The following is an 11,219-nucleotide window of genomic DNA, read 5'->3' as shown; positions in this document are numbered from 1 at the left end:
CCGTCGCTCAGCGGTCGAAATCGACCAACCTGTCGGCCGCTCCCGTGTACGTGGCCGGAGTCAGCGCCTTGAGACGAGTCGCAGTCGCCTCATCGAAGGACTGCTGGTCGATGAAGCGTTCGACGTCCTCCTTGGAGATCTCATGGCCGCGCATAAGCTCCTTGACCTTCTCATACGGTTTGTCCATTCCCGGCAGACCGGCTAGCTCGCAGGCGCGCATGGCTGTCTGGATCGGCTCGCCAAGCACCTCCCAATTGGAATCAAGCTCGGCCTGGATGGCGATGTCGTTCGGATGGATGGAGTTCAGACCTCCCATCAGGTTGTTCAGCGCCAGCAGCGAATAGCCCAGAGCGGAGCCGATGTTGCGCTGGGTCGTGGAGTCGGTCAGATCGCGCTGCCAACGGGATTCCACCAATGTCGCCGACAGGGTGTCCAGCAGCGAGCAGGAGATTTCGAAATTGGCCTCGGCGTTCTCGAAGCGGATCGGGTTGACCTTGTGCGGCATGGTGGAGGAGCCGGTCGCGCCCTTGACCGGCACCTGTGCGAACACGCCACGTGAGATATACATCCACACGTCCACGCACAGGTTGTGCAGAATACGGTTGGTATGGCTGATGGTGCCGTACAACTCGGCCTGCCAGTCATGTGATTCGATCTGCGTGGTCAGCGGATTCCAAGTCAATCCCATGCGATTGGTGACGAACTCGCGTGAGACGGCCACCCAATCGACGTCGGGGCAGGCGGCCAGGTGCGCGCCGAACGTGCCGGTGGCGCCATTGATCTTGCCGAGGTACTCCTGCGCCTTGATCTTGTTGAGTTGGCGGTTCAGACGGTACACGTAGACCGCGAGCTCCTTGCCCAAAGTGGTCGGCGTGGCTGGCTGGCCATGGGTCAGCGACAGCATGGCCTTGCCTCGGTATGCGTCGGCCTTCTCGGCCAGATGGTCGACGATGGCCTGTGCCGCGGGCAGCCACACGTTCTCCACGCCGTTCTTCACGCAACGGGCGATAGACAGGTTGTTGATGTCCTCCGAAGTGCAGGCGAAATGCACGAGGGTCTTCAGACCGGTCAGCTGGGTGTCGTGTCCCAGCACGTCGCCGGCCTTCTCCAGCTGGTCGTCGATGTAGTATTCCACGGCCTTCACATCATGGTGGGTCGTGGCCTCATACTCGGCATGCCGCGCGATGCCTTCCGCCCCGAAATTCTCCGGAATGGAACGCAGATACGCCTGCTCCTCGTCGGTGAGCGGCTTGACGCCCGGAACGATGGTCTGGTTGCCGTTCCCATCGAAGCCATTGGCGAGCAGAATCATCCATTCGACTTCGACGCGCATGCGCTCGCGGTTCAACGCCGGCTCGCTCATGTATTCGACAAGGGGAGCGGTCTGCTTGTGGTAGCGGCCGTCAAGAGGGGTCAGTGCGATTGCGGGGGAGATATCAGTAAGCTTCATAGGCAACAGCATACGTTTAGCCGTGAACCATTGGGATCGTCATTTGCCGATCCGCCCCTGATAATACTGGGTTTCCTGGAGCTCACCGTCCACAACGTCCTGAAAATGCCTGTCGTGGTCCAGAACGGCCTTGTTCCCCGTGCCATAGGCGTATCGGTATCCCGATTCATGGTATTTCAGGTAATGCGTCGATTTCCTCTCCCCGGAGGAATCCTCGACCTCGGCCCCCGAAAGGATGCCCTGTGGCGTCCCGCTCTCCTCATGGACCGAGCCCCGTATGGTGAGCCAATTCTCGGTATTGGGATTGGCCGCTCCGTCGAGGGCCGCGATGCCTTCGTTGTCCATTTCGATGGCGGTGACCATGGTTTTCTCCGGAATGTCGAAATTCGCGATGGGAGATCCGAATGTGGCGATGTGCTGGATGTCGTATTCGTCCTGCATATCGGCCGCGGCGGCGGCCGCGATGATGCCGCCCTGCGAATGTCCTACAAGCTCCACGGGTTCATCCGGCTGGATGCCGGCCTGTTCCATGGCCTCTCGAAGGAAGCGGAGGCTTTCCGCGGCTCCGCGTTGCTGTTCGTCCGCGCTCATCAGCTCGAAATTGGTGTACCAGTCCATGGGGGAGTCATGGTTGCCATCCGTTCCGGGAATGGTGATTCGCCATGCGTATGTTCCGTCGGCCTTGAGGTACTTGCATATCGCGATGGTTCCGTACTCCAATCCGCTTTCGCGATCGCCGTTCAATGGGCCCTCCGACAGTCGGCGTTGGTCCGCTATGGCGTCCTTCGTGCTTTTGCCGCCCGTGACCACATCGGTTTTCGGGTAGACCCGGGTCACCGTAAGGCTGTCCCCATGGGTCGCGTCATAATACGGTATGAGCAGCCTGTTGATTTGCCTGAGACCTCGATTGACCGATCTTCCCGTGTGATCGGCCTGGTCGAAGGATTTGACGTCGGCAAGAGGGAACATCCGGCTGGTGATCAGTTCCAGTGTGGATTTGAGATCCTTGGGCCGTTCGGGGATGTTGAGCCTGTCCGCATGGAGCCCGATGGCGCTTACGAACGGTTCCTGCATCCACGCGGTGGATTCCACGAGATAGCACCAGTTGAGTTTTCCCTCCTTGGCGAAACTGGTTTTCGCACCTTTCAGCGCGCTGAGCCCCAAGGCTACGCCGGCGGCTTGGGGAGCGGACAGGAAAATCGAGCGCAACGCGTTGTTCATGCTTCGCCTGCTGATCTCCTCGGCGCGTTCGTAGAGTGATTGGGCTCGGATGATGGCTTCCGATAATTCGGTGAGCTGAGAAGCCATGGCTTGAAGCGCTCGCGCATGGTCCTCGCATCGTTCGAGCAGATGCCGGTACGGCAGATTGACGTGGTCCGACGCCATGCACAGCATTCCTCCGCCGTATAGCGTTCCCAGGAACGGCGCTATATAAGGGTGTGCCTTGAGCTCCACGCTCATGGCGGCGAACTCCTTTTGGGAGATGCCGAGTTTGCGCGCTCCATCGCTCAGGTTCCGTGCAGTGTTGAGATATTCCCTGTATTCGGCGGTGGAGAGCTTCTTCCCGCCGATGATTCTGGCTGTTACCTGCTGGTTCATGCCACACCCTCCGACCATAGGAGACGCGAGGTGGCAAGTATGCCATCACGCAACAGCGCTGATTGCCTGGCGATGCGGTTGAGGCGGTCACGGTATGCTTCTGCTGCCTCTCCCGTCCAATCGGGCAGTCGGCCGGATGCCGCTGAGACGTCGATTTCGTCAAGACGGCGCAACGCGGCGGTGAGTCCGGCGTTGATCAACGTTTGGGCCATCTGGACTCCGATGCGGCATCGGCATGGAGCTCCTGGCTGCGATGCCGGGGCATGCGATATTCCGCTTTCCGGAAATACGTTTGATAAGGATGTGTTTGGAATGTTCATGACGCCATTGGAACATGCCCCGCGTCATTGTCGCCACGTGTGCGCTGCCTGTGGTCGGAGAATGTCGGAAATGCATACCGTCGGCGTGTCGTCGTTGGAAAATCAGCGAACGTATGCCGACGGCATGGTGGATAACTTTGGCTGTGGCATCCCTCTCACCAGGGTTTGGTCTGTGATGATGACTTGTTCGTGTTCTGTTTCGCGGCGGAACCGGCGTCATTCGCGTCCGAGTCGGATTGCGTGGATTGGGCGTTTTGTTTCAGCAACTCGTCCACTTTTTCGCGTTGCGCGTCGGTGAGTTTGGTGTCTTTCTTCGACTCCGAGCCGTCCGTCCGCCGTGCGTCGGCATCCGTATCGGAGTTGGATTGATCGTCCTTGTCCGTTTTGGTTTTTTCGATGATGGATTTGGTGAGTTGGTTGGAGATGCGGCTGTTATGGTCGATCGATTCACGCAATCGGGGCAGCAGCAACGCCCGCATCTCGCCGGCATCGTCGAATTGGGCGTCAGTCTGCTGTTGCCGGACGCGCAGTTTGTCCCAATCGACATTGTCTTGTTTGCTGGTTTTGATGTTCTCCTGCAAAGACCGCGTGGCATGGTTGTAATTGCCGTTGGCGGCGAGATTGACCACGGACAGCAACGCGACAGCGCCCAGCAGCGCGGCCAGAACGACCAGTCCGATGCGTATGGTCAGCGAAGCGCGCGCCCTTTTCGGTGTTCCGCTCACAGCAGCCTCCTTGATTGCGTCATCCATGCCCCCAGCTCGCAGGCAAGCAGCAGGCCGACCGCAATGGCCAAAGGCCACACGACGGCCACCGTTCTGGTACGGCGTTTGTCCGTGCGCGTGACACGCCACTTGTCAGACGCCTCCTTGGACACGCCATCCCGCATGGTGTGGGAGCTGTCCAACACCAGCGCGGTGCCGCTCATCTCATCGGCGATGGTTTTCATCTCCTCCGTGTTCATGCGCGACACGCCAGGCTGCCCGGTATCTGGGTCGGTCACCCATTGGTCGTCAGTGTCACTGGCACCGTCCACAGACAATGGGACATTGCCTCCCTGTTCGCTGCCCACGGCTACGGTGAACGCGTCGGACAGGTATCGCCGCAGCGAAGAGAACGTACGTCGCGCCTTCGCAGAGGTCTGCTCGCCGTCGGAAATCAGGTACAGCACGATCGCGTCATCCGGATGCTGCTCGTGGATGGATTTGCATGTCAGCAGCAGCCGGTCGATCGGAACATCCAGCGTCGACCCCGCGGACACGGAGGTCGCCTCTGGAGCGAGCGTATCCGCCCAGTTGCCAATCGCGTTCGAATCCGGGGTCAGTGGCACGTCCAATGTGCTGGAAGCCCCGAACCGCAAGGCGGCGAAGCTGGAATTCGGGTAAAGGCCAGTGATGTCCTTCACCGCCTGTTTGGCTGCGTCAAGGCGGCTGATCTGTTCGTCGGATCCATATCGCGCGTCTTTGACCGCCATGGATCCGGTCACGTCGACGGCCACCACCACATCGGTGGCGTTCACCGCCCGGCTGTTCGTTTCGGACACCATGCTGGGCGTCAGCGCCATGATGGAGACGAGTACGCATAAGAGCACGCGGCGGACGCATGCCCAGACGGTCTCGTCGCTATCCGCGCGACGCCGGACGTGCAACACGATCTGCGTGACGGCGCATGCCAGCATGACCAGGGCGATGGCGGTGCCGACCGGCCATCCCAAAGCAGGGGAGAGCGTCAGATGGTTCATCGTCTCAACCTCCAAGTCAATGCCAGCCAGATCACCAGAACAATGGCCAATGCGAGCGTCCACCATCCCGGAGCGTCCGTTATCGCGGCCTTGTTCTTCGCCTGGCTTTCATGGTTTCTGCGTGATTCGATCTCCTTGACCAGCGAGGAGACTGATGCGCCGTCCGATTGGGTGAGAAACACTCCGTGGCGTGTCTCGATGGCGGATCTGAAATCCTTGGTGGTCTGGTCGGACTCGCTTTGTTTCGGTCCGGAGAACAGTCCATCCACGGAGATTCTCGCCTGACGGGTCAGATCCAGCGCTTCGGTGAGCGTGTACGTCGGCTTTCCGGAAACGACGTTGTCGGTGGCGAGCACAATCGATGCCGCGCGTTGACGGTCGGTGTTCGTGGCAGTGGCGTTTCCGTATGCGAATCCGGGAAGCATGGCCGCGCAGCTTACCACGCCGTCGCCGATCAGCGAGGTGGATTCCTTGCGGTTCTGCGTGCCCTCCAGCCAATCGGAAAGCGCCTGATAGTCGCTTTCCTTCATTTTGTCGATATCGTCTTGCGATTCGACGCCTTTGAGGATGCTGCTCGCCTTGTCGAGTTGTTTGGATACCAGCTCGTAATCGTCGGTCAGCGGGAAGACGGTGCGTGACGTCGAATTGAAGATGCTCAGTCCGATGCGTTCGCCTTTGAAATTGTCCACGAGCTTGCGATAGGTGTCGATGACCTCGCGGTCGTAGGGAAGCGTCGAGCCGGAGACGTCCAGGCACAGCACGATGTCGCGGCTCGCTGCCTTTTCCTCGCTTTCGTCGACGGTGCCGGGGCGTGCCGTCAGCGCGATGGCGAGCATCAGCGCGATAGCCAGCATGGCTGCCGCCAGCCGGGACAGAGTCCGCCATTGCCGGAAAAGCCTCGATGCTGATTCAGTATTGAGATCGTCATCCAGGCTGAAAGTGCGGGCGTGGTCATCGTCGTCTTTACGTCGTGACGCGCATGCCAGCATGACTGCGACGATGGCGATCGACACTATGATGCCGGCCAAAGCGGCCCAGGGCCATTGCCATGTCAGTTGCATTACCGCCACCTTTCCACAAGATGGGCCACCCATTCGCCGGCTTGCTCGACGGTGGCGTCCTTGGCGATGCGGTTATGCTCGGCGTCCGCGAATTCCGGAGGATAGAACGCCTCGATGGTCTGCCTGAGCAACGTGAGATTCTGTTGGTTGCCGGTGGTCCGCGGCATCGCTTCGATATCGGTGAGTGTCCGGTTGCTCATATCCGTTCCGGTCGCAGAGGACACGAAATCCCTGACCGTCGCCGCCAGCAGCGCGAAGGCCTCCTCACGCTCCAACTTGCCGGAGGCGTGACGCGAGACGATATCCTCGATGCGCTGGTGCCATACGGATTTTTCGGCAGGTGCGTGACGCCCGTGATCGTCGCTTCTGGGTGGTCTCGAACTCGGCTTGGACAGCCACACCGTAAGCGTGATTAGGATGACGATGCCCAGTAGACAGGCCACGATGGCGGCGACCAGGCCGTTTTCGAAATGAATCTGTCCTCTGATGGTGAGATCGCCTTCGGCAAGGAGAAACGTCATGCCTTGCCTCCAGGATTCGACGTGGATGGGATACCCGGCTGATAGCGCGTGGACCGTGCCACGGAGACGGAAACCATATGCACGAATTCATGGAACATGCGTTCGCTGGAATCGGAACGGATGACCGTCGAGCCGCAGCGGTTCAGCTCATGCCTGATGGCTGCCGCAAGATATTCGCGATGCGTGCGTACCTGTCCTGCTGTCCGCGCGTTGCGCAGGAAAGCGGGGACACGTCGTCCGTTCCGGCCATCGACCACCGATTCGGCGTGGCCGGTGTCGAAGGGATTGATGGTGGCCACGTCGATAAGCACCATCGGGTGGGTTCTTGCGATGGCTTTGATATCGTGCAGATGGCGTTCCTCCAGTGCATGCTCCTCAGTGGCGAGCACGATCAGCGCATCTCTGTCGCGGATGCTCCGTGCGTACTCCAACAACGCGTCGATATTGCGGGGTTTGTTCCAAACGCGTTGTAGCGCGGTGTCCAGAGTCCGTTCGAATTGCGCCAATCCGCCGTTGAATGGCACACGGGTTATGGCCGAACTGTCGCCGAACACGATGGACACCTCGTCGCTACGACGCAGACTGAGCGCGGCGAACATGCACAACGCGTTTGCCGCCACTTGATACGCCTGCTCCCCGGACGGACATGCGGCGGTCATCTCCTGGCCGATGTCGAGCAGAAGCCAAGCCTTCGACGTCGATGGGCGTTCACGCAGCACCACCATCGGACGGCCCACGCGGGCGCTGGTTTTCCAATCGATGCGCTTGGCTTCGTCACCGGGCTCGTAGGCATGGATGTCCATGACGTCATCCGATCCGAAACGCTTGCTCGACGCATGCGCGCCTTCCAGAATGCCAAGTGCCTTGCGCACCGTAGGCAGGCTCATCGTGGTTCCAAGCGTTTCGATTTTCCTGCGGATCGGATCGTCGGAACGGGTCTGGCCGATCATGGAACGGGAACCGCCTGGACGATGGAATCCACGACCTGGTCACTGGTGACGCCATCGGCGAGCGCTTCGAACGTCAGCAGCACACGATGGCGCAGCACTTCGTGGGCGAAGGCCTTCACGTCCTCCGGAACGACGTAATCGCGTCCCTGCAGCAGGGCGTTGGCCTGTCCGATACGAATCAGTGCGATGGACGCGCGTGGCGAGGCGCCGAGACGGACCAGAGAGGACAGTCCCTGCACCGGCTTGGTGCCGGCTCCTCGGGACGTGGCCGTGATATCTACGACGTATTGCATGATCGCGTCGGACACGTGCACGCGGCGGGCCGCGGAGCGCAGGAATTCGACGTCGCTGATGGAGACGGGGGTTCCGGTCAGGGCGTTCTGGTCTACGGTGTCATAGCCGCGATGGGTGAGCATGGCGAGCATGCTCTGTTCCTCTTGGGGTGTTGGATAGGTAAGCACGGCTTTCATCATGAAACGGTCCATCTGCGCTTCCGGAAGGTTGAAAGTGCCCTCCTCCTCGATGGGATTCTGCGTGGCGATGACCATGAACGGCTTCGGCAGCGCGATTCGTTGTCCGCCGATGGTGGTGGCGCCTTCTGCCATGGCTTCCAGCATGGCGGACTGGGTTTTCGCGTTGGATCGGTTGATTTCGTCCAGCAGCACGAAGTTGGCATGAATCGGTCCGATCTGCGTGGAGAACTTCTGTGTGGCGAAATCGAAGACCTGCGTGCCGATCAGGTCGGAAGGCATCAGATCGGGCGTGCATTGCACGCGTTTGAACGAGCCGGATACGGAAGTGGCCAGCGTCTGGGCTGCGGTGGTCTTGGCCAGTCCGGGAACCGATTCGATGAGAATATGGCCTCCCGCCACCAAGGTGGTGATCAGGGACTCGCGAAGATTGTCCTGTCCGACCAAGGTCTGTGCGAAACGGCTGCGGATCTGCGATCCGATGTTTCTGGCGCGTGCGATGTCTTCGGCCGACAGGGTGTTTGGTTGCGCGGTCGTCGGCATCGGGATGGGCGCTGGGACCGGAATCGGTTTTTTAGGAGGGAATAAAGCCATGAATGCTACCTTACCGGGTCAAGCTGACGGGAGCGCCCAGTTCACAGGCGTCTCCCCGGCTTCGATGAGCGCTTGGTTGGCGCGGGAGAAAGGCTTGGAGCCGAAGAAGCCGTATCGCGCGGACATCGGACTGGGATGCGGCGATTTGATGATGAACGCGTTGGTCAGCAATGGTTCCAGCGTTTGGGCCTTGCGTCCCCACAGGATGGCGACCAAAGGCTTGATGTTGCCATCGGGGCCGCGGCGGTTGTTCAATGCGCTGATGGCCGCGTCGGTGACTTCTTCCCAGCCTTTGCCCTGATGGCTGCCCGGTTTGCCCGGTTCGACGGTCAGGCATCTGTTGAGCAGCATGACACCCTGCCGTGTCCAAGGCGTCAGATCGCCGTTGACGGGCATGGGAACGCCCAGATCGTCGGTCAGCTCCGTATAGATGTTCGCCAGGCTGCGTGGAATGGGCTTGACGTCCGGTGCCACGCAGAAGCTCAATCCCACCGGATGCCCCGGCGTGGGGTAGGGGTCCTGTCCTACGATCAACACCTTGATGCTGTCGAACGGGATGGTGAATGCCCGCAGAATGTTCTTGCTTGCCGGAAGATATCGCCGTCCCGCCGCGATCTCCGATCGCAGGAAATCGCCCATGTGATGCACTTGGGGCTCCACGTCGGCAAGGGCTTGCGCCCATCCGGGCTCCACGAGTTCTTTCAATGGTTTGATATGGGTCATATTGTCCTACTGTACGACGGGCGGTGCGGCCGGCCATGCCGATTTTCGTGAAACGACATATGGGAGCGGGGTATGGAATCGGTCGTATCGATTGTGGACTGACTGTACGGGTCGTTACACTGGGTGGTACAGACGCAAGAAATGAGGTTGCAGAAAATGGCTAAACAGGGCAAGGAGACCTACGAATCCTACGCCAAGGATATGTTCGACAATCCTCCGGCCGGGCCGATGGGCGTGCATCGTGGCGCGCGTTCCGCGGCATCCCGAGCCATGCCGTATGTGATTGTCGTCGTCGCGTCCCTGCTTGCGGGCCTGTTGTTCTGGGGAATCTACTCGGGAGAGGCCGGCAGCCTGAAAATGCCTTGGGCGGCCAAGGAAAGCTCCTCCACCTCTTCCACCAGCACGGGCAAGAAGTCTGAGAGCAAGTCCGAGGCGGCGAACAAGAATACGGACAAGAACAAGGAACAGGCCGACGATTCGTCTGATGGGCAGTCGAGCGATGCCACGGATTCCGACCAGAATACCGAAGCGAACCAGAGCGTGAATCTGGGCACGCAGATTCGTGTGGTGAACGCCACCAATATCACCGGTTATGCCAAAAGCAAGGCGGATGCCCTGACGCAGGCCGGATACACCAGCGTGACCGCCGATAATCCGACGGGCAATGTCCCCAGCCAGACCGTGGTCTGGTATCAGAACGAAGCCGACAAGGCTACCGCGGAGAATGTCGCGCAGACCCTGAACATCGCCAACGTCGAGCAGTCAAGCTCCTTGACCACTCCAATTGTCGTGGTGTTGCTGAACTGAAAACGCCGTAGGGATTTTGCGGAAGTCTCGCCCTGATGGGGTGAGACTTCTTTTGTTTTCCTTGGTCTTCCAAGGATTGTCGGTTATTTGATTGGTGCTCCTATCTTGCTCACAGCGCAAAGATCGGCGTAGAGTTTGGCACTCTCGACCTGAGAGTGCTAATCTGCGAATTAGCACTCGACGAGTGAGAGTGATAACCGGCAGCTGACGGCTGGTTCTGATTGTCGCTCCGAAGGTGGAAACAGTACCGTGTAGCCATATGTGGAGGAACAATGGCAAAGATGATTGCATATGACGACGAAGCTCGTCAGGGAATGCTCGCGGGTCTCGACAAGCTCGCTGACACCGTCAAGGTCACCCTTGGTCCCAAGGGCCGCAACGTGGTGCTTGACAAGACTTATGGCGCTCCGACCATCACCAATGATGGCGTCTCCATCGCCAAGGAAATCGATCTGGACGATCCGTACGAGCGCATCGGCGCCGAACTGGTCAAGGAAGTAGCCAAGAAGACCGATGACGTCGCTGGCGACGGCACCACCACCGCGACCGTGCTGGCCCAATCCCTGGTGCATGAGGGCTTGAAGAACGTCACCGCCGGTTCCAACCCGATTGCGCTGCGTCGTGGCATCGAGAAGGCTTCCGATGCCATCGTCAAGGAACTTATCGCAGCCGCCAAGGATGTTGAGACCAAGGACCAGATCGCTGCCACCGCAACGATCTCCGCCGCCGATCCCGAGGTCGGCGAGAAGATCGCCGAGGCTCTGGACAAGGTCGGCCAGGACGGCGTCGTGACCGTTGAGGACAACAACCGCTTCGGCCTGGATCTGGACTTCACCGAGGGCATGCGTTTCGACAAGGGCTATATCGCCCCGTACTTCGTGACCAACGCCGATGACCAGACCGCAGTGCTCGAAGATCCGTACATCCTGCTGACCTCCGGCAAGCTGTCCTCCCAGCAGGACGTGGTCCACATCGCCGAACTG

General features: G+C 59.8%; 12 protein-coding genes. 2 read left to right on the top strand and 10 right to left on the bottom strand.

What is annotated here, in order from left to right:
- Positions 1–7: 7 nt before the first annotated feature.
- The 10 genes from purB to ACR0P8_RS01985 form a co-directional block, all read right to left on the bottom strand.
- Positions 8–1,450, bottom strand: a complete 1,443-nt coding sequence (gene purB, locus ACR0P8_RS02030) for an adenylosuccinate lyase (RefSeq protein ID WP_432623182.1) — start codon at positions 1,448–1,450, stop codon at positions 8–10.
- Between the two features lie 39 nt (positions 1,451–1,489).
- Positions 1,490–3,049 carry an alpha/beta hydrolase gene (locus ACR0P8_RS02025; RefSeq protein ID WP_432623180.1) on the bottom strand — a complete coding sequence of 520 codons (1,560 nt, stop codon included), beginning with the start codon at positions 3,047–3,049 and terminating at the stop codon, positions 1,490–1,492.
- Positions 3,046–3,261: a hypothetical protein gene (locus ACR0P8_RS02020; RefSeq protein ID WP_432623178.1), complete on the bottom strand. Its 216-nt coding sequence runs from the start codon at positions 3,259–3,261 to the stop codon at positions 3,046–3,048. The genes ACR0P8_RS02025 and ACR0P8_RS02020 overlap by 4 nt, the downstream gene beginning before the upstream one ends.
- Before the next feature lie 263 nt (positions 3,262–3,524).
- Positions 3,525–4,094, bottom strand: coding sequence for a DUF6466 family protein (locus ACR0P8_RS02015; protein ID WP_432623176.1), 570 nt, complete (start codon positions 4,092–4,094; stop codon positions 3,525–3,527).
- Positions 4,091–5,110, bottom strand: coding sequence for a VWA domain-containing protein (locus ACR0P8_RS02010; RefSeq protein ID WP_432623174.1), 1,020 nt, complete (start codon positions 5,108–5,110; stop codon positions 4,091–4,093). Before ACR0P8_RS02010 ends, ACR0P8_RS02015 begins: the two co-directional genes overlap by 4 nt.
- Positions 5,107–6,171, bottom strand: coding sequence for a VWA domain-containing protein (locus tag ACR0P8_RS02005; protein WP_432623172.1), 1,065 nt, complete (start codon positions 6,169–6,171; stop codon positions 5,107–5,109). Before ACR0P8_RS02005 ends, ACR0P8_RS02010 begins: the two co-directional genes overlap by 4 nt.
- Entirely contained in the window at positions 6,171–6,692 is a 522-nt protein-coding gene (locus ACR0P8_RS02000) for a hypothetical protein (protein ID WP_432623170.1), read from the bottom strand. Before ACR0P8_RS02000 ends, ACR0P8_RS02005 begins: the two co-directional genes overlap by 1 nt.
- A complete protein-coding gene (locus tag ACR0P8_RS01995; protein WP_432623168.1) occupies positions 6,689–7,642 on the bottom strand; it encodes a DUF58 domain-containing protein in 954 nt (317 codons plus the stop codon). The genes ACR0P8_RS02000 and ACR0P8_RS01995 overlap by 4 nt, the downstream gene beginning before the upstream one ends.
- The gene (locus ACR0P8_RS01990) at positions 7,639–8,706 is read right to left on the bottom strand and encodes an AAA family ATPase (RefSeq protein WP_432623166.1); all 1,068 of its coding nucleotides are present in this window, start codon (positions 8,704–8,706) and stop codon (positions 7,639–7,641) included. The genes ACR0P8_RS01995 and ACR0P8_RS01990 overlap by 4 nt, the downstream gene beginning before the upstream one ends.
- A gap of 18 nt (positions 8,707–8,724) precedes the next feature.
- Entirely contained in the window at positions 8,725–9,429 is a 705-nt protein-coding gene (locus tag ACR0P8_RS01985; protein WP_432623164.1) for a uracil-DNA glycosylase, read from the bottom strand.
- Positions 9,430–9,585: 156 nt separating this feature from the next.
- Between ACR0P8_RS01985 and ACR0P8_RS01980 the strand changes: the two genes are divergently transcribed.
- The gene (locus tag ACR0P8_RS01980; RefSeq protein ID WP_432623162.1) at positions 9,586–10,236 is read left to right on the top strand and encodes a LytR C-terminal domain-containing protein; all 651 of its coding nucleotides are present in this window, start codon (positions 9,586–9,588) and stop codon (positions 10,234–10,236) included.
- A 272-nt stretch (positions 10,237–10,508) separates the two neighbouring features.
- A partial coding sequence (locus tag ACR0P8_RS01975; protein WP_432623160.1) for a TCP-1/cpn60 chaperonin family protein occupies positions 10,509–11,219 on the top strand: 711 nt, incomplete at its 3' end.

Origin of the sequence: Bifidobacterium sp., assembly GCF_050874245.1 — a bacterium.
Classification (GTDB): Bacteria; Actinomycetota; Actinomycetes; order Actinomycetales; family Bifidobacteriaceae; genus Bifidobacterium.
This window is presented reverse-complemented; position numbering and strand designations above follow the sequence as displayed.